This window comes from Kitasatospora sp. NPDC056651, assembly GCF_042792155.1.
GTDB lineage: Bacteria > Actinomycetota > Actinomycetes > Streptomycetales > Streptomycetaceae > Kitasatospora.
Map to the genome: position 1 here is coordinate 1 of NZ_JBHTWX010000095.1, position 18,650 is coordinate 18,650.

16 protein-coding genes are annotated in these 18,650 nt (G+C 73.2%); 7 read left to right on the top strand and 9 right to left on the bottom strand.

All coding sequences use genetic code 11. The features are described from left to right. Positions 1-189: 189 nt before the first annotated feature. Positions 190-1,305 (top strand): DMT family transporter, encoded by a 1,116-nt coding sequence (locus ACFRAR_RS29165; RefSeq protein ID WP_380701512.1) that lies wholly within the window; start codon positions 190-192, stop codon positions 1,303-1,305. Between the two features lie 49 nt (positions 1,306-1,354). On the opposite strand, the gene lepB is transcribed toward ACFRAR_RS29165, so the two are convergent. Further along, entirely contained in the window at positions 1,355-2,161 is an 807-nt protein-coding gene (gene lepB / locus ACFRAR_RS29170; protein WP_380701514.1) for a signal peptidase I, read from the bottom strand. A 188-nt stretch (positions 2,162-2,349) separates the two neighbouring features. Further along, a complete protein-coding gene (locus ACFRAR_RS29175) occupies positions 2,350-2,685 on the bottom strand; it encodes a chorismate mutase (RefSeq protein ID WP_380701516.1) in 336 nt (111 codons plus the stop codon). A 342-nt stretch (positions 2,686-3,027) separates the two neighbouring features. Here ACFRAR_RS29175 and ACFRAR_RS29180 point away from each other — a divergent pair, with 342 nt between their 5' ends. Continuing rightward, complete coding sequence (locus ACFRAR_RS29180) at positions 3,028-3,453, top strand: OsmC family protein (RefSeq protein ID WP_380701518.1); 426 nt, start codon at positions 3,028-3,030, stop codon at positions 3,451-3,453. Between the two features lie 418 nt (positions 3,454-3,871). Beyond that, a complete protein-coding gene (locus ACFRAR_RS29185) occupies positions 3,872-5,977 on the top strand; it encodes a putative bifunctional diguanylate cyclase/phosphodiesterase (RefSeq protein WP_380701520.1) in 2,106 nt (701 codons plus the stop codon). Positions 5,978-6,200: 223 nt separating this feature from the next. On the opposite strand, the gene ACFRAR_RS29190 is transcribed toward ACFRAR_RS29185, so the two are convergent. Further along, positions 6,201-7,292 carry an LLM class flavin-dependent oxidoreductase gene (locus ACFRAR_RS29190; RefSeq protein ID WP_380701522.1) on the bottom strand — a complete coding sequence of 364 codons (1,092 nt, stop codon included), beginning with the start codon at positions 7,290-7,292 and terminating at the stop codon, positions 6,201-6,203. Positions 7,293-7,967: 675 nt separating this feature from the next. Between ACFRAR_RS29190 and ACFRAR_RS29195 the strand changes: the two genes are divergently transcribed. Beyond that, entirely contained in the window at positions 7,968-8,555 is a 588-nt protein-coding gene (locus tag ACFRAR_RS29195) for a DedA family protein (RefSeq protein WP_380701572.1), read from the top strand. Positions 8,556-8,987: 432 nt separating this feature from the next. Then, complete coding sequence (locus ACFRAR_RS29200; RefSeq protein ID WP_380701524.1) at positions 8,988-10,265, top strand: hypothetical protein; 1,278 nt, start codon at positions 8,988-8,990, stop codon at positions 10,263-10,265. Between the two features lie 151 nt (positions 10,266-10,416). Here the strand turns inward: ACFRAR_RS29200 and ACFRAR_RS29205 are convergent, their stop codons facing one another. The 6 genes from ACFRAR_RS29205 to ACFRAR_RS29230 form a co-directional block, all read right to left on the bottom strand. Then, the gene (locus ACFRAR_RS29205; protein ID WP_380701526.1) at positions 10,417-11,322 is read right to left on the bottom strand and encodes an alpha/beta fold hydrolase; all 906 of its coding nucleotides are present in this window, start codon (positions 11,320-11,322) and stop codon (positions 10,417-10,419) included. Further along, positions 11,319-12,446 (bottom strand): branched-chain amino acid ABC transporter permease, encoded by a 1,128-nt coding sequence (locus tag ACFRAR_RS29210; RefSeq protein WP_380701574.1) that lies wholly within the window; start codon positions 12,444-12,446, stop codon positions 11,319-11,321. The genes ACFRAR_RS29205 and ACFRAR_RS29210 overlap by 4 nt, the downstream gene beginning before the upstream one ends. A 209-nt stretch (positions 12,447-12,655) precedes the next feature. Further along, positions 12,656-13,522 (bottom strand): branched-chain amino acid ABC transporter permease, encoded by an 867-nt coding sequence (locus ACFRAR_RS29215; protein ID WP_380701528.1) that lies wholly within the window; start codon positions 13,520-13,522, stop codon positions 12,656-12,658. Continuing rightward, positions 13,522-14,295, bottom strand: a complete 774-nt coding sequence (locus ACFRAR_RS29220) for an ABC transporter ATP-binding protein (protein WP_380701530.1) — start codon at positions 14,293-14,295, stop codon at positions 13,522-13,524. The genes ACFRAR_RS29215 and ACFRAR_RS29220 overlap by 1 nt, the downstream gene beginning before the upstream one ends. Before the next feature lie 101 nt (positions 14,296-14,396). Continuing rightward, on the bottom strand, positions 14,397-15,137 hold the full coding sequence (locus tag ACFRAR_RS29225) for an ABC transporter ATP-binding protein (protein WP_380701532.1): 741 nt from the start codon (positions 15,135-15,137) through the stop codon (positions 14,397-14,399). A gap of 107 nt (positions 15,138-15,244) precedes the next feature. Continuing rightward, positions 15,245-16,546: a substrate-binding domain-containing protein gene (locus ACFRAR_RS29230; protein WP_380701534.1), complete on the bottom strand. Its 1,302-nt coding sequence runs from the start codon at positions 16,544-16,546 to the stop codon at positions 15,245-15,247. A gap of 542 nt (positions 16,547-17,088) precedes the next feature. Here ACFRAR_RS29230 and ACFRAR_RS29235 point away from each other — a divergent pair. Both ACFRAR_RS29235 and ACFRAR_RS29240 read left to right on the top strand, forming a co-directional pair. Next, positions 17,089-17,850, top strand: coding sequence for a CoA transferase subunit A (locus ACFRAR_RS29235; RefSeq protein WP_380701536.1), 762 nt, complete (start codon positions 17,089-17,091; stop codon positions 17,848-17,850). A gap of 4 nt (positions 17,851-17,854) precedes the next feature. Beyond that, positions 17,855-18,559: a 3-oxoacid CoA-transferase subunit B gene (locus ACFRAR_RS29240; protein ID WP_380701538.1), complete on the top strand. Its 705-nt coding sequence runs from the start codon at positions 17,855-17,857 to the stop codon at positions 18,557-18,559. The last annotated feature ends 91 nt before the right edge of the window (positions 18,560-18,650 follow it).

The following is an 18,650-nucleotide window of genomic DNA, read 5'->3' on the forward strand; positions in this document are numbered from 1 at the left end:
AGGTTTCCTCGGGGACCGGGGCCTTCGGGGACCGGGGCCCCTTCGGGATCCGGGCTTCGAGGGATCGGAGTCCTGGGGGATCCAGGCTTTGAGGACCGGGTGAGTGCGCCACTCCGCACAGTTGCCAGCAGGACCGAATGACGGAATGGCGCCTTACCCGATCATTGGAATGACTGCCACAATGCGGCCGTGCACAGATCAACGGCCTCGCCCACCCTCCCTTCGGGCAGAACCCTCGGCCTCGGCCTCGCGCTGGTCTCCGCCTTCGCCTTCGGCGGCTCCGGCACCGCGGCCAAGCCGCTGATCGAGGCCGGCCTCTCCCCCCTGCACGTGGTCTGGCTCCGGGTCACCGGCGCGGCGCTGGCCCTCCTCCCGGTCGCCTATCGGCACCGGGACGCCCTGCGGCGCCGCCCCGGCCTGCTGATCGGCTTCGGCTTGCTCGCCGTGGCGGGCGTCCAGGCCTGCTACTTCGCCGCCATCTCCCGGATACCGGTCGGCGTCGCACTGCTCATCGAGTACCTCGGGCCGCCGCTGCTGATCGGCTACGTCAAGTTCGTCCAGCGCAAGCCGATCACCCGCGGCGCGGCCATCGGCGCGGGCGTCGCGGTGGCCGGGCTGACCTGCGTGGTCGAGGTCTGGAACGGCCTGAGCTTCGACGCGCTGGGCGTGCTGTTCGCCCTCGGCGCGGCCTGCTGCCAGGTCGGCTACTTCGTGCTCGCCGACGCCGGCCGGCGCGGCGACCGCCCGGTCGACCCGCTGGCCGTCAGCGCGTTCGGGCTGCTCTTCGGCGCCGTGCTGCTCACCGCCGTCACCCGGCCGTGGCAGGCCGACTGGGGGAAGCTCGGCGGGTCGGTGGTGATGAACGGGCACGCCCTGCCCGCGTTCCTCCCGGCCGTCTGGATGGTCCTGATCGCGACCGTGCTCGCCTACCTGACCGGCGTGATCTCGGTCGGCTACCTCTCGCCGCCGGTCGCCGGAGTGGTCGCCAACCTGGAGGCGGTGGTCGCCACCGTGACGGCCTGGGTGCTGCTCGGCGAGCACCTCGGGCTGCCGCAGATCGCCGGCGGTCTGCTGGTGCTGGCCGGCGCCTTCGCGGCACAGACCGGCAAGCCCGCGGACGTCGGGGCTGGGGCTGGGGCTGCGACGGAGGCCGGAACCGGGTCCGAGACCGGGACCGGGACCCGGGCTGGGACCGGGGCGAACGCGGGACGTGCCGACGTCGCGGAGGTGGGTGCGGGCCCCCGGTCCGACGACGGCGAGGCCGGTGCCGGTGCCGGTGCCGGTGCCGGTGAGGCCTCGGGTTGAGGGATCGGCGCCCGAGGAACCGGCGGCTCCACGACCGGCGGCCGTGGGGTCAGCGGCCGGTCCAGCCGAACCAGTCGAGGTGATCGAGCGGCCACACGACGGCCGACACCGGGCCGACCACGTTGTCCACCGGCACGGCGCCGCCACCCGGGCCGTGCTGGTGGTAGCGGGAGTCCGCCGAGTCGCTGCGGTGGTCGCCCTCGACCCAGACGTGGCCCGAGGGCACCTTCACCGGTCCGAAGTTCAGCCCGGCGCAGGAGTCGTCCCCGGGGTGCAGGTACGGCTCGTCGACCTTCCGCCCGTCGACGGTCAGTGTGTTGCCCTCGCACTGCACGGTCTGGCCACCGGTCGCGATGACCCGCTTGACCAGGTAGTTGTCGTCCTTCGGCGGCACCAGGCCGACGAAGCTGAGCACCGAGCTCACGGCGTTGGTGAACGGGTTCGGGTCGGTGGGCTGCGGCGGCAGCCAGCCCCCCGGGTCCTTGAACACCACTGGCTGCCCCGGCTCCGGCTCCCAGCCGGTCAACGGCGCCAGCTTGTTCACCCCGACCCGGTCGCCGATCCGCAGGGTGTTCTCCATCGAGCCGGACGGGATGGTGAACACCTGGAACAGGCACGTCTTGATCAGCAGCGCGACCACCAGGCCGACCGCCGCCATGACCGGCAGCTCGATCCACCACGGCCGGGGACGCCGACCGGAGCGTCCGGCCTTGCGGCCACGCGAACCACGCGCCCGACGGCGGGCCTCGGCGCGGCCGCCGGACACCTCGGGGCCGTCCGCGGCGCCTCGGGCGGCGTGCTGGTCGGCGGAAGCGCTGGGGGCTCCGCTGGGCGTTTCGGGCAGGTTCACCGCCATCGTCGCTGCTCCACCTCTCCGGCTGGGGAAACTTGCACGCTACGCCAACCGTGGAGCGTGACGAAATCGGGCATTTAGCCGCCGCCGACACCGGCGGGCGCCCCGGGGCCGGTACGGGCCATCACCAGGCTCTGCGGAACGGGCTCGGGTGCGAGGCTCGGGTGCGGACCTCGAGTGCGGTGCGAGCGTCAGGCGCGGGCGATCGCCTCGTGGTGGCGGATCACCTCGGCGATGATGAAGTTCAGGAACTTCTCCGCGAAGACCGGGTCCAGCTTCGCCCCCGCCGCCAGCTCCCGCAGCCGCTTGATCTGGTCGCGCTCGCGCGCCGGGTCGGCCGGCGGCAGCTTGTGCTCGGCCTTGAGCCGGCCCACCCGCTGGGTCGCCTTGAAGCGCTCGGCCAGCATGTGGACCACCGCGGCGTCGATGTTGTCGATGCTCTGGCGCAGGCTGGTCAGCTCGGCCCTTACCGCGTCGTCGATCCCCTCGGGCAGGCCGTTCTCGGGGGTCGTGGGCTGGTCCGTCATCGGGGCGGCTCCCGGTGTCTGGTGGGGCGCCCGACCGTACGGCGGCCGGGCTCGGGCCCGGGCAAATCTAACAGGGCCCCCGCTCCGGCCTCACACCGCAGGACGGAAGCGTCCAGTATCCGGACATCGGCCGGGCCGGCCTCGGCGGGGGCGGGCGGGCGGTGGAGCGGCGTCGGCGGTGGCCAGGTCAGCGAGGTCGGCGAGGGCCCGGTCGGCGGTGGCGCGGTGGAGTGGCGTCGGCGGCGTGACGCACCGGGCCGGGGCGGGGTCTGCCCGTAGGCTGGGCCCCGCATGACCGGAAGTGACCGCTCGAACACTCCCTCAGCACTGGAGGAACCGATCGTGGCAACGACCCGCACCGCAAGCACCGCCTGGGAGGGCGGCCTCCTCGACGGAAAGGGGCTGGTGACCTTCGCATCCTCCGGGATCGGCGAGTACCCCGTCTCCTGGCCGTCCCGCGCCGAGCAGGCCAACGGCAAGACCAGTCCGGAGGAACTCATCGCCGGCGCCCACTCGGCGTGCTTCTCGATGGCCCTCTCGCACGGCCTGACCGGCGCCGGCACCCCGCCCACCAAGCTGGAGACCCGGGCCGACGTCACCTTCCAGCCCGGCGAGGGCATCACCGGCATCCACCTGACCGTCACCGGTGACGTACCGGGCCTGGACGAGGCCGGTTTCGTCAAGGCCGCCGAGGACGCCAAGGCCAACTGCCCGGTCAGCAAGGCCCTGGCCGGCACCACCATCACCCTCACCGCCAAGCTCGCCTGAGCCGCCCCCTCTCTCCTCTTTCCCCTGACCCACCGCTCCATCCGATGCCCGCCCCTCGGCTCCCCGGCCCGCTCCGCCCGGTTTCCGGCGCGCGACCGGCGCCCAGGGGCGTGGCTTCGGCGCACGCGCCCCTGACGCACGTCATGTGATGTGCACCGGGGGCGTCTGCACGTACCGCCATTCATGATCACAAAGCGGGCGAATCACCCTGGCGGCGGTCACCGCGCGTTGCCGTCGCGGCCTATGATCGGCCGCAGCGCCCTGTCCCTCAGGCGGGTCCCACGCTCCGGCGCCCCAACGGCGGGCGGCCCCGCAGCGGACCGACTCCGAGGACCGCGGCAGAGTGCGGAGCCGGCCACCGGGTCCCGACTGGCCGGCCGGACCATCGTCAAGCGTCAGCAGCGGACGGGAGCAAGCCGTGCCGGGCCAGAACGAGGGGGCCGACGCACACCACCCGGGCGTGCGGCACGAGGAATCGCCACGCCACCGCCACCTCGCCGCACCGGTCCGGGAACCGGCCTCCGGGCCTTCCGACGGGCCCGCCGGCGGTCCTTCCGACGGTCCTTCCGGTGGTCCGGCCGGTGGTCCGGCCGGTGGCCCCGCCCTCAGCGCCTGCGGCACCCTGACCGAACCCGAGCCGCTGTTCTGCCCCACCTGCTCGGCCCCGCTCACCGGCGGCACCTACCGGGAACGACCCGACGGCCCCGACCACCGGGAGGACGGCGACACCGGCCGGCCGCTGGCCGCGCTGCGGGCCAGCGAGTCCCGCTTCCGGGCCGCCTTCTGCGACGCCGTCATCGGCATGGCCCTGATCGATCCCGAGGACCGGATCATCGAGGTCAACCCCGCCTTCGCCGCCCTGATCGGACGGGGCGTCGGCGAACTGGTCCGCACCCGCCTGTACGAGATCATCGACCCGGACGGCATGCCCGACCGGCTCTTCACCGAACTCGTGGGCGGCGAGCGGGAACGGTTCCGCGTGGAGAAGCAGCTCAAGCACCGCGAGGGCCACACCGTCTGGAGCAAGGTCACCGTCTCCCTGATCCGGGACGGCGACGGGGATCCGCTCTACACCCTCGCGCTGGTGGAGGACATCACCGAGCAGCGCCGGCTCGGCGACCGGCTGGAGTACCAGGCCCTGCACGACCCGCTGACCCGGCTGCCCAACCGGGCCTACTTCTTCGACCGGCTCGACGCCGCCTGCCTCGCACCGTCTGGCGGACCGACCCCGGGCGGGCCGCCGGGCGAACGCCGGGTGGGAGTCTGCTACCTGGACCTCGACGGCTTCGCGACGATCAACGAGGCACTCGGCCACCACATCGGTGACCAGCTGCTGATCGCCGTCGCCACCCGACTGCGGTGCGGGTTCGACGGGCACGACACCCACCTGGTGGCCCGGATGGGCGGCGACGAGTTCGCCGTCCTGGTCGCCGACAGCCTGGGCAGCGAGCAGCTGACCGGGCTGGCCGGCCGGATCCTGGAGGCCCTGGAACACCCCTTCGACATCGCCGGGCACCGGCTGGTGATCACCGCCAGCGTGGGCGTGGTCGAGCGGTCCGTCCACGAGACCACCCCGACCGACCTGGTCAAGGACGCCGACGCCACCCTCTACTGGTCCAAGGCCGACGGTCGCGCCCGCTGGACCCTCCACGACCCGGACCGCGGTGCCCACCAGCTCACCCGGCAACTGCTCGCCACCGCGCTGCGCCCGGCCCTGGAGCGCGGCGAGTTCACCATCGAGTACCAGCCGCTGGTCGGCCTGGCCGACGGCGCCGTGCACGGCGCGGAGGCCCTGGTCCGCTGGCGCCACCCCCGCTACGGGACGCTCTCCCCGGACCGTTTCATCCCGCTCGCCGAGGAGACCGGCGCGATCGTGCAGCTCGGCACCTGGGTGCTGGAGGAGTCCTGCCGCCAGGCCCGGCAGTGGCTCAGCGAGTTCCCCGAGACCGAGACCTTCGTGAGCGTCAACCTGGCCGCCCGCCAGATCTGGGACTCCGACATCGTCGCCGACGTCGCCCGGGCCCTCGAACGCACCGGCCTGCCCGCCCGGCTCCTCCAGCTGGAGATCACCGAGAGCGCCCTGCTCGGCCCCGGCGGCCGCCCCCTCCAAGCGCTCCAGGCGCTCGCGGACATGGGCGTGCGGATCGCGATCGACGACTTCGGCACCGGCTACTCCAACCTGGCCTACCTCTCCCGGCTCCCGGTCCACGTGCTCAAGCTCGACGGCACCTTCATCGAGGGCTTCCGCGAGCCCGCCCCGGCGGACCGCCCCGGCCGCCCCGAACTCGGCTCCCGTCGCAGCGACGCGGACGAACAGATCGTCGGCGCCATGGTGCAGCTCGCCCACACCCTCGGCCTGACCGTCACCGCCGAGGGCATCGAGAACGCCGCCCAGGCCGAACGCCTGCGCCTGACCGGCTGCGACACCGCCCAGGGCTGGTACTTCGCCCGCCCCGGCGAAGCCGCGCTGGTCGCCGCCATACTCCGCGACGGGCGCCCCGCTCTCAACGGCGGCAACCGGTAGCCGCCGCCCGGCGGCCATGAGGACGCGCCAGGGGCGGGGGTTTCGGGGCACGTGGGGAACCGGGGTGTCGGGCCTCGGAGCGCGCACGGTATCGGGCCCGGGGTTCGGGGTTGGGGGTTCGGGGCTCGGCGTGCGGCTCGCGGTGACGCGGCCGGTTGCCTCCCGGCTGGTCCGCCGGCGTGTCCCCGCCCGCCCACGCGCGGTGTCGCCCCTCCGAGCCCGGTCAGGCCGTTGCCGTCAGGCCGTACGCCTCGGCGATCAGGCCGTAGGAGCGGAGGCGGGCCTCGTGGCCGTGGATGTGCGAGGTGACCATCAACTCGTCCACACCGGTCCGCTTGCGCAGGGCCTCCAGGCCGTCGGCGACCCCGCCCTGGTCGCCGAGCACGACGTTGTCGAGCCAGTTGTCGATGAAGTCGGCCTCGACCGGGCTGTACGGGTACTGCTCGGCCTCTTCCGGGGTGGGGATCGGGCCGGGGTTGCCGCGCCGCAGGCGGAGCATGCCGAGGGCCGCGGAGCGGGCGAGGCGGCGGGCCGAGGGCTCGTCGTCGGCGGCGACCGCGCTCACGCCGATCAGCGAGTACGGCTCGGCGAGCACGGCGGAGGGGCGGAAGGACGACCGGTAGAGGTCCAGTGCCGGGAGGGTGTTGGCGCTGCTGAAGTGGTGGGCGAAGGCGAACGGGAGGCCGAGGCGGCCCGCCAGCTGGGCACTGAAGCCGGAGGAGCCGAGCAGCCAGATCGGCGGGCGGCCCTCGCCCCTGGGGACGGCCGTCAGCCGGGCGTACGGGTGACCGTCCGGGAAGTCGCCGTCGAGGAAGTGGGTCAGCTCGGCGAGCTGCTGCGGGAACTCGTCCGCGCCTTCGGTGAGGCCGCGGCGCAGCGCCCTGGCGGTGGCCTGGTCGGTGCCGGGGGCGCGACCGAGCCCGAGGTCGATCCGTCCGGGGTGCAGGGCTTCGAGCAGGCCGAACTGCTCCGCGATGGCCAGCGGCGCGTGGTTGGGGAGCATGACGCCGCCGGAGCCGAGCCGCAGCGTCGTGGTGTTGGCCCCGAGGTGGGCGAGCAGGACGGCGGGGGTCGAGCTGGCCACCCCCGGCATGCCGTGGTGCTCGGCGACCCAGAAGCGGTGGTAGCCCCACTGTTCGGCCCGGCGGGCCAGTTCGGTAGTGGCGGCGAGGGCTTCGGCCGGCGTGTGGCCGACGCCGACGGTGGCCAGGTCGAGGATCGAGAGCGGGGCGGGTGCCGTTCCGCGGGCGGTGCCGCGGATCGCCGCGTCGGCCGACGGCCCGGTCCGCTGCTCCTGCTGGTCCTCGGTGGTCATTCCGTCCGCCCTCCTGGCTGTTCTTGAGCCGGCCTTCGTGGGTGACCGTGCGGGCTCGGGTGGCCCTGCCGGTCCGCCGGCGCCGACCGGGGTCAACCACGGCCGGGGGCTCACTGTTCCCGTATCCCGGGTTCTGTCCCGGGTTCGGTCGCGGGTTCCGTCCCGCCACGGTCCGGGTCGGTTTCGGCCATTTCGTACGGCCGCCCGGCCGGCCACCCGACTGACGGAGAGCCAGCGGGCGAACACGTTTGGCGACTTCCCGCCACCGCCGGAAATCGCCAGCGCCAGGCCTCGCGCCAAGGGGCCGGAGTCCGGCAGGCTGGGGACCAGGAGCGGGACCACCGAACGGGATCCGCCCTCCACCAGCAAGATCGTCGGGCTGGACCAGCACCGACGATCGCTGCGAGCCCTCGGCGCGGCACCCCGCCCCGGGGGCTCGTTCCGTGTGCGGCCGCTCTCCACCGCCCGGCCCGCGCGCCGCGGCCGGATCGCACGCACGGCTCGCGGCCCCGGTGCCGCCTCGGGACGCGACCTTAGGGCACGGCCGGAATCAGCAGCCGTGATCTCCGGCATACCGGGGTGCTTCAGGGCATGAAAAGTCGAGGCGCTAGCGTTGACCCCAGCAGCCACCTGCTCCCTCGGGCGGCGTGGAGGGAGTAAAGGGCCTTGAACTTCGTGGCGGCGATCGGATCCTCGTGGATCTGCGCGCTGGCGCTCTTCGCCGTGCTCGGAGACGCCCTGCTCCCCTTCATCCCCAGCGGGACGCTGGTCATCCTGGCGGTGCTCAAGACCTCGCAGATCAACGGCGCCCCCGTGATGCTCGCGCTGGGCGTGGCGGTGGCCTCCTTCCTCGGCGATCTCCTGTTGCTCAACCTCGCCCGGCGCGGCGCCCCGGTGCTGCACCGCCGGCTCGCCCGGCGGCCGAAACTGGCGGCCAGCGTGACCCGGGTCCAACGGGCCCTGATCGAACGCCCCCACGGCGCGGCGGCCGCGATCGTGGTGATCGCGCGGTTCGTCCCGGCCGGTCGGACCGTCCTCGACCTGGCCATCGGCCACTCCCCCGCCCATCCGCACCGGTTCCTGCACTGGTCGGCACTGGCGGCGCTGGTCTGGGCCGCGTACATCGTGACGCTGGGCTGGCTGAACAGCCACTGGTTCGACACCGCCTGGCTGAGCCTCGCGGTCTCCTGCGCGGCGGCCACCGCCATCAGCACCGCGATCGCGCGGGTCGTGCGCCGCACCCGGCGGCTCGCCGCACTCTGACGGCCCGCCCGGCGGCCGGCACCGCACCGGTCCTCTCCCGCCCTGCCCTGCCCTGCCCTGCCCTGCCGACACCGTCTCGCACCATCCCGCGGCGGCTTCGCGCCGCCCGCCCCAGCGAGGGGCAAAAGTTTTCCCAAAAGGGCGGTCAACCGGGCCTGACGCTGACGAACCCGGGCAGGGAGCAGACCGACCGGCGGTAGCGTGACGTCCCGGGCCGCGCGGGACGGGAAGCGTCACAGGACGGCAACAGTCGATGAATTCCCGCAGCCCAGCCGGATATGCCCGGCGTGTTGACAGTTGTCAGCGCTCGGCGACCTTGGTGACCGTCGCGGCGACATGACATGCTAACGGCGGAATACTCATCAATTGCCCGATTTGACCGGTGCGACCATGCGTCGCCCTCACCACCGGCGTCGGCACCCAGGGGAGACCATGACCAGCATCTCGCGCAGGACGGTGCTCAGTGCGACCGCTGCGACCGCGGCCCTCGGCGCGGTCACGGCCTGCTCCAGCGGCGGATCCGGTTCGGGTCAGAACTCCGCCCCTCCCGGCTCCCCCGGCGTGAGCACCACCCAGGGCCGCACCGGCGACCCCACCCAGGCGGTGGTGCCCAAGGGCACCCCGATCGGCGACGGCTCCAACGCGGACACCGGCCCGCAGCCGAACCAGCCCAAGCCCGAGAAGCTCAAGCCGGGCGAGCAGCCGCCACAGTTCGTGGTCTTCTCCTGGGACGGCGCGGGCGGCACCGAGGACGGCCAGTTCCCCCGCTTCCTGAAGCTGGCGGAGCAGTACAAGGCCACCATGACCTTCTTCCTCTCGGGCATCTACGCCCTGCCCAAGGGCAAGGCCGACCTGTACCACCCGCCGAAGCACTCGGTCGGCGCCTCCGACATCCCGTACCTGTCGGACGGCGCGGTGAAGAGCACGCTCAAGCTCGTCAGCCAGGCCTGGCTGGCCGGGCACGAGATCGGCACCCACTTCAACGGGCACTTCTGCTCCAGCCGTCCGGACAAGAACGGGGTCAACATGTGGACCCCCGAGGACTGGCAGAGCGAGATCGACCAGGCGATCGGCTTCGTCACCCAGTGGCGGACCAACACCGGCTTCACCGACGTCGACCCGCTCCCCTTCGACTACAAGAAGGAGCTCATCGGCGGCCGCACCCCGTGCCTGGAGGGCCAGAAGGCGCTGCTGCCGACCATCGCCAATCTGGGCTGGAAGTACGACGCCAGTTCCTCGGGCGGCCTGCAGATATGGCCGCAGAAGGTGCAGGACGGCAAGGTCTGGGACTTCCCGCTGCAGTCCATCCCGTTCCCCGGGCACAGCTTCCAGGTCCTGTCGATGGACTACAACATCCTGGCCAACCAGTCCAAGGGCAGCACCAAGGGCGACCCGGCCAAGTACGACGAGTGGCGCACCCAGGCCGCGAACTCCTACCTGGCGGGCTTCGAGCGCGCGTACAGCAGCAACCGTGCGCCGTTCTTCGTCGGCAACCACTTCGAGCAGTGGAACGGCGGCATCTACATGGACGCCGTCGAGGAGACCCTCAAGGCCGTCGCGAACAAGCCCGACGTCCGGCTGGTGTCCTTCAAGCAGCTGGTCGAGTGGCTGGAGGTACAGGACCAGTCCACCCTGCGCAAGCTGCGCTCGCTCAACGTCGGCCAGGCACCCGCGGGCGGCTGGCAGAGCTTCCTCGGCACGGCGGGCTGACGCGCCGGAGGGCGGCGGCGGGGTGACGACCGGGGGCGACGGGGGAACCGGGGCAGCGTCTCCGGGGGCAGCGGAACCGGGGCGGACGCGGGGGCGCGGGGACGGGGGCCGGCTTCGGCCGACGGGGGTGCCCCGCCGGCCGGCCGGTCGGCTAACCGACGGTGACGGCGTCCGCGAGCAGGGTGCGGACGATGCGTTCCGCCCCGGACTCGCCCCAGAGGATCGAGTAGTGGTTGGTGCCCGGCACCGGCGAGGCGGGCACCCGCTCCGGGTCCAGCCCGGCCAGCCCGAGGCGCTCGTGGCTGTAGAGCCCCTGCGGCTCGTCGAACAGGCCACGCTCGGCCCAGAGCAGTTCGGCCGGGCAGGGCAGCGCGTGCGCGGCGGCGGCCGCGTCCGGGTCGAGCAGGACCTGGGCACCGTCGGTCTGCACGGCCTCCAGCACGCAGGAGGAGCGCAGTTCGGGCTCCGCTCCGACAAGGTCGCGCTGGGTGTAGGCGTCGATGCCCTCGGTCCACTCGCCGACGAAGGCGGGGTGCCCGCGCCAGAACTCCCGGTAGGCGTCCCGGTCCGGGAAGGTCATGGACAGCCGGGCCAGCGCGGGGCCGAGCACCGCGGCCAGGGCGTCCTCCTCGCGGACACCCTCCGGCAGCGGGAAGGTCACCGCTCCGTCGACCAGCAGGACCCGGCGGACCAGGTCGGGGTGCCGGACGGCGGCGAGCGCGGTGATCCAGGCCCCCATCGAGTGGCCGACCACGGTGACGGGCCCCGAGCCGAGCGCGCCGATCAGCGCGGCCACGTCGTCGGCGTGCCGAGCCAGCCCGTAGGGTCCGGCGACCGAGCGACTGGCGCCGCGGCCCCGCAGGTCGGGTGCGAGCAGGGTGGCCCGACCGGCGAGCCGGCGGGCGACCTCGTACCAGGCGAGGCCATTGGCGGTGATGCCGTGCACCGCCACGATCGTGGGGGCCCCCGGGTCCTCGGCGGGCCAGCGCAGGACGGCCAGCTCCCCGCCGGACACCGGAACGGTCAACTCCTCGGGCTTCAGCGGCGACTGGCTCACGCGGGGGTACCTCCGGTGGGGTGGGCGGTTCCGAGGCCGGCCGGCGCCGGGGCGGACCGGGCGGATCGGGCGGATCGGATGCGGGCGGGCAGTCTAGCCAGGCCGCCGGGCAGCAGGTAGACCACGGCCACGAACAGGGCGCCCAGCAGGAACAGGGGTTGGGAGAGCGGCACGCGCAGCACGCCGGGCAGGTCGGCGACGGTCGACGAGTTGGCGAGGTCTCCGAGCCGGTGTCCGGCCCAGGTGTACAGGACCCCGCCGAGCAGCGGGCCCCAGCGGGTGCCGGAGCCGCCGAGGACGACCATGACCAGGAGCGCGAGCGTGGCGTCCGAGGTGGCGGCCTGCGGGGTGGCGCCACCGGTCAGCAGCAGGTAGACCACCCCGCCCAGCCCGGCGAGCCCGCCGGCCAGGACGAAGGCGACCAACTTGTATCCGTAGGGCCGCAGTCCGAGCACCTCGACCCGGCGCTCGTTCTCCTTGATGCCCTCCCAGACCCGGCCCATCGGCGACTTGACGGCCCAGTGGACCGCGGCGACCGTCAGCACCAGGTAGCCGACGGCGATCCAGTAGAGGTTGGCGGTGTTCTCGATCCCGAGCAGGCCGGAGGGCAGCAGGTCGGCCGGGGCGGAGCGGCCCTCCTCGCCACCGGTGACGCCACCGGGGTTGCGCTGGACGAGGATCGAGCCGGCCTGGGCGAAGGCGAGGGTGACCATGGAGAAGCCGATGCCGGTGACCCGCAGGCTGACCGAGCCGAGCAGCAGGGCCAGCAGCACGGAGCAGGCGACACCGAACACCGCGGCGGCGGCGAAGGGGAGTCGCAGCTCCAGCATGCCGAGGTCGGTGGCGTACAGGCCGGTCGCGAAGTAGAGCGCGTGGCCGAAGGAGAGCAGGCCGGTACGGCCGAGCAGGAGGTCGTAGCCGGTGGCGAGGGCCCCGTAGAGCACGCACAGGGCGAGCAGTTGGAGGCTGCCGGGGCTGCCGAGCGGGCCGTCGAGCAGTCCCGGAAGGGGAAGCGCACTGTATGGGGCGACAAGGAACGTGATCAGCAGAGCGATCGGCCACCAGCGTAGCGCTCTGTGCACGCCTGTCCAGCGGTTAGTGACTGAATCACCCGTTCGAGGGATGGCGCCGGACTCGCCCCTGTGTTCACAATGGGTCTCGGCAAGGCCGGTGTCAGTCCCCCTTGCCACAGTGGCGGTGTCAGTGGAGCTGGTGTCAGTCCCCTCTGCTGGCATGGTGGTCACGGCAGGGCTGGTGTAAGTCCCCCCTGCCGGGACGGCGGCGCTGCGGTCGGCCTCGCGGCCACCGGTGCTCGTGATCGGTGTTTCGGCGCTCACGCGAGCCTCCCGGTGAGTCCACGGGGTCGGACCAGAAGCAGCACGGCGAGCAGGACGACGACCGAGAGGTCGCCGAGCCCGGCGCCGGTGTAGTAGTTGGCGAACTGCTGGACGAGGCCGACGCCCACCGAGGCGACGGCGGCGCCCGTCACGGAGCCCATGCCGCCCATCACCACGACGACGAAGGCGAAGATGAGCAGGCCGGTCCCCTGGCCGGGGTTGACCGAACCGAAGTAGAGGCCGCCGAGGGCTCCGCCGAGCGCGGCGGCGGCCCCGCCGAGGGCGAAGACGAGGGTGAAGGCCTTCCGGACGTCGATGCCGAGCGCCGTGACCATCGCCCGGTCCTCGACGCCGGCCCGGACGATCAGCCCGTAGCGGGTGCGGGCGAGGAACAACCGAAGAGCGAGCAGCAGGAGCGCGGCGGCGGCCACCAGCACGAAGCGGTTGACCGGGACGGTCGCACCGAGCACGTGCCAGGTGCCGGACAGCAGGTCCGGCTGGGGGAAGGGGCGGGAGTCGGCGCCCCAGATCCCCATCAGCAGGGCGGGTACGGCGAGCCCGACCCCGACGGTGGCAAGGATCTGGTCGCGTGGGCGGCTGTACAGCGGCCGGATCAGGAAGAGCTCCAGCAGGACGGCGGCGGCCGTCCCGACCAGGGTGCCGAACGGCACCGCGAGCCAGAAGGAGAGGCCGGCCTCGGCACCGGCCCACCAGGTGGCGTAGGCGCCGATGGAGAGCAGGGCGCCGTGCGCGAAGTTGAGCACGTCCATCAGACCGAAGATCAACGACAGACCGGAGGCGACCAGGAAGTACAGCGCACCGAGACCGAGTCCGGTACAGGAAAGGAGGACGACGGTGTCCATCAGGGCTTCACCTCGGCGGTGACGACGGGGGCGGCCGGGGATACGGCGGGCCGGGGCCCGCCGGCGAGCGGGTGGCGGGAGCCGACGCCGAGCAGGCGGCGGGCGGCCTCCTCGTCGGCCAACAGCTCGGCGGTGTCTCCGCGGTGGGCGGTACGGCCGTCGGCCAGGACGGCGCAGGTGCCGGCCAGTCGGCGGACGAGGGCGAGGTTCTGCTCGACCAGCAGGACGGGCACGGCCTCGGCCGCGCGCGCCAGCACCTCGGCCACCTCGGCGACGATCTTGGGGGCCAGACCCTTGGTGGGCTCGTCGGCGATGATCAGCCGGTTGCGGTTGAGCAGCGTCCGGCCGATCGCCACCATCTGCTGCTGGCCGCCGGAGAGCGTTCCGGCCAACTGTCCGGCCCGCTGCTTGAGTTCGGGGAAGAGCTCGTGGACGAGCGCATAGTTCGGCTCACCGGCCCCGCCCCCGCCTCCGGCGGCGCGCTCGGCGAGACGGAGGTTCTCGGCGACCGTCAGGCCGGCGAAGATTCCCCGGTCCTCGGGCGCGTAACCGATGCCATGACGAACGACCAGATGAGTGGGAAGGGAGGAGAGTTCGGCCTCGGAGAGCCGGATGCTCCCGGTGCGCGGCACCAAGCCCATGACGGCCTTGACGGTAGTCGTCTTGCCGGCGCCGTTGCGGCCCAGGAGGGCGGTCACCCCAGCGGGGGCGACGTCGAAGTCGACCCCGTGCAGGATGTGCAGCCCGTCGATGACCACGCGCAGATCACGCACGGAGAGGAGAGGACCCTCGGCGGACGGCCGAGAGCTGGACGGCAGCGAGGAGGACGAGTGCGCCGCGCCGGAAGGGCGCTGTGCGGAGAGCGGAGAGGAGGTCACAACGCCTCACCCAGGTAGGCCTGTTGCACGGTCGGGTCGGCCATCACGGCATCGGGGGTGTCCAGGGCGAGCAGGGTGCCGTGGTGCATCACCGCGAGCCGGTCGGCCAGACCGAGCAGGACGTCCATGTGGTGCTCGACCATCAGGACGGTCCGGCCCAGGTCACGGTGCACCGATCGGATCAGCTCGGTGAGAGCGGGCACCTCCTCCGCGCTGACACCGGCCATCGGCTCGTCCAGCAGGATCAGCCGGGGCTCGGAGACCAGCAGGACGGCCAGCTCCAGCTTGCGCTTCTCCCCGTGCGAGAGCGCACTGGCCAGGGTGTCCGCGCGGTGGCTGAGGTCGGTGCGTTCCAGGGTGTCGGCCAGCTGCTTCTCGTAGCGGTCGGCGCGGCGCCAGAGCCGGTACGAGGCGCCCGGCCCGGCCGCCGCCTGGGCGGCCAGGCGGACATGGTCGGCGACCGTCATCCCCGGCCAGAGGGAGGAGGTCTGGAAGGTGCGGCCGAGCCCGCGGCGGGCCCTGGCGTGCACCGCCTCGGTGGTGATGTCCGCGCCGTCGAGGTGGAGGCTGCCGTGGGTCGCCGGGTAGATGCCCGAGATCAGGTTGAAGAGGGAGGTCTTGCCGGCTCCGTTGGGCCCGATGAAGGCGATGAACTCGCCTTCGCCGACCGGGAAGGAGACGTCCTCGACGATCGGCACGCCGCGGACGGCCCAGCCGAGCCCGTCCAGACGCAGCACCGGAGAGGAGGACGACCCGGAGGACGGGGAGGAGGGCGCCGAGGACGAACGCGCGGACGGAGCCGCCGAAGCGGAAGGGATGGAGGTGGTACGGGCGGACACCGGGATCAGCCCGCCATCGGAGTGACCGGGGGCGCCGCCTCGTCCGCGGTCAGGGTCTTCTCCACCGAGGGCTTGGCGGCCGCACCGGTGCCGGTCAGCCGGACCTGGAACATCGGCTGGAGCAGGGCGTGGTCCTCGGCGCGGACCGTGGCCTTCCCCTTCACCCCGTCGAAGCTCCAGCCCTCCAGGGCCTTGACCAGGGCGGAGGTGTCGTCGGCGGAGCCGTGGTTGGACTCGACGGCGTGCACGATCATCTGGGCGGCGGTGAAGCCGTCCGGGGTGAAGATGTCGGTCTTCCCTCCGGCGGCGGTGACGGCGTCGGTCATGGCCTTCTCCACCGGGGTGCCGGCGGCGCCGTCGAAGTAGTGGTTCAGGAAGGAGATCTTCTCGCCGGCCGGGCCGAACAGCGGGTAGGAGGCGGCCAGGTCGAGGCCGGTGACGACCTTGGTGTCGGCGAAGACGTCCTGCTGGTTGAGCGCCGTCCACAGGGCCGAGGCGGTGTCACCGGCCCAGGCGACGAACAGCAGGTCCGGCTTGCCGGTCTTGGCCTGGGTGGCGAAGGGAGTGAGGTCGGTGGCGCTCGGCGGGGCGAGCACCTGGTCGACCGTCGCGCCCTCGGCGCCGAGCACCGCCTTCACGGCGGCCACGTTGGCCTGCCCGAAGGCGTTGTCCTGAGCGAGCACGGTGACCTTCTTGCCCTTGGCGTCACCGACGAACGAGGCCGCGGTCTTGATGTCCTGGTAGGACTGGCGGCCGGAACGGAAGGTGTACTTGTTCAGACCGGTGGCCTTGTCGGCGGCGGCCGGGCCGCTGATGAAGAGCACCTTGTTCTGGGCGGCGATCGGGCCGACCTGGAGGGCCACACCGGAGGCGGTGGAGCCGGCCAGCACCTTGTAGCCCTTGCCGATCAGGTCCTTGGCGGCGGACACCGCCTTGGCCGGGTCGCCCGCGTCGTCCTGCTCCTCGAACTCGATCTTGTGTCCGTCGACCGCGCCGGTGCCCTTGGTCGCGTAGGCCAGGCCGGCCTTGAAGCCCTCCAGGTACTGCTTGCCGTAGGCGGCCAGCGGTCCGGTCTTGGAATACACCAGGCCGACCTTGACCGGGCCCTTCGATCCACCGTCCGCTGCGGTCGTCCCGGCCGTTCCGGCCTTGGCGCAGCCCGAGGCGAGCAGGACGCAGGCCGCGAGGGCGGCGAGCTTCCGACCCGGGCGGGCAGTCAGGGAGCCGCCGGTCAGGGAGTCACCGGTCAGGGAGTCGCCAGGGCGGGCGCCGGAGGCGGTCCTGGAGGGGGCTGTCGAGCTGCGCATGGTGACCGGCTCCTGAGGGTGCGGCGGGGTGGATGCGGGAACCGTAGGTGTGCGGTGGGAACGGCGACATGTGCCCGGCCGACGCATCAGGCCCTCGGGATGTGGCTCCAGTCGACATACCGCCGAACCGTCACCGCCCCACGGCCTCCCGGATGTGGCCGGCCGACACGACTCCACACCCACCCATGGGTGTGGACGCCATGGCTGTGGCGGCCCGTGCCCGGTGACGGTGGAGGGGCGCGGAGCCCGTCCGGCGGCAGCCATCCCAGCGGCGTGCCCGACCCGGTCCGGCCCAGGTACGGATCCCAGCCCGGCCCTGGGCCGGTCGCGGGCTCCGCGCGTCTCCCGAGCCCGTCGGCCGCCGTTCCCCGCCGGGCCGTCACCCACCGCCCTCCTCTCCGCCCCGCCGCCCACCGTTCCGGCCCGTCTCAGCCGCTCCCTCCAGCCCCCCCTCCGCCCGCTCACCAGCCCCGGCCTCCCGGGCGCCCCTCCGGCACCCACCCCTCCCTCCCGCCCCTCCCACTCCCTCACGAGGTGACCCCATGGACAAGGTCCTGGACTCCCCCGCCGACGCCGTCGGGGACATCCCCGACGGCGCGGTGCTGGCCGTCGGCGGCTTCGGCCTCTGCGGCATCCCGAGCACGTTGATCGGCGCCCTGGTCGACTCCGGTGCCAGCGGGCTGCGCGTGGTCTCGAACAACTGCGGGGTGGACGACTGGGGGCTGGGTCTGCTGCTCCGGGCAGGCCGGATCGCCCGGATGACCTCCTCGTACGTCGGGGAGAACAAGGAGTTCGCCCGGCAGTACCTCTCCGGCGAACTGGAGGTGGAGCTGACCCCGCAGGGCACGCTGGCCGAGCGGCTGCGGGCCGGCGGCGCCGGCATCCCGGCGTTCTTCACCCCGGCCGGGGTCGGCACCCAGGTCGAGGAGGGCGGGCTGCCCTGGCGCTACGCGGCGGACGGCTCGGTGGCCCTGGCCTCCCCGCCCAAGGAGGTCCGGGAGTTCGGCGGCCGCCGCTACCTCATGGAGGAGGCGATCACGGCGGACTTCGCCCTGGTCCGGGCCGAGGTCGCGGACCGGCACGGCAACTGCGTCTTCCACGCCGCCGCCCGGAACTTCAACCCGCTCTGCGCGGCGGCGGGCCGGATCACCCTGGTGGAGGCGGACCGGATCGTCGAGCCGGGCGAGCTCCCTCCGGACGCCGTGCACCTGCCCGGGGTGTACGTCGACCGGGTGGTGGCCGCCGACCCCGAGGACCGCCGCATCGAGCGCCGGACCGTCCGCCCCGCACTCCAGGAGGCCTGAGCCGATGCCCACCCTCACCGCAAGCAACTCCACCCCTGCCCCCGTCCCCACCTCCCCGACCACCCCCACCCCCGCCCTCGACCCGCGCAACGCCCTGGCCGCCCGCGCCGCCCGGGAGTTGCGCGACGGCCAGTACGTGAACCTGGGCATCGGCCTGCCGACCCTGATCCCCAACCACCTCCCGCCGGGCGTCGAGGTGGTGCTGCACTCGGAGAACGGCGTCCTCGGCGTCGGCCCGTACCCGGAGGAGGGCGCCGAGCACGCGGACCTGATCAACGCCGGGAAGGAGACGGTGACGGTCGCCCCCGGCGCCTCGTACTTCGACTCCGCCTTCTCCTTCGGCATGATCCGGGCCGGGCGGATCGACGTCTCGGTGCTCGGCGCCATGCAGGTGTCGGCCGCCGGGGACCTCGCGAACTGGATGATCCCCGGCAAGATGGTCAAGGGCATGGGCGGCGCGATGGACCTGGTGCACGGGGCCCGCAGGCTGATCGTGGTGATGGAGCACACCGCCCGGGACGGCTCGCCGAAGATCGTCGGCGAACTGTCACTTCCTGCCACCGGAAGGTGTGTTGTGGACCGCATCGTCACCGACCTCGCGGTGGTCGACGTGACCCCGGAGGGGCTGCGCGTGGTGGAGACGGCGCCCGGCGTGGACCTCGCCGAGGTCCGGGCGGCGACCGGCGCGCCCCTGCTGCCCCCGCTCTGACCTCCCCCACGCCGCACGGGCGGCCGGGCCACCCCTCAGGCGGTCCGGCCGTTCCGCCGCTCCCGCAAGGGCCGAAGACGGGGGCAGGCCG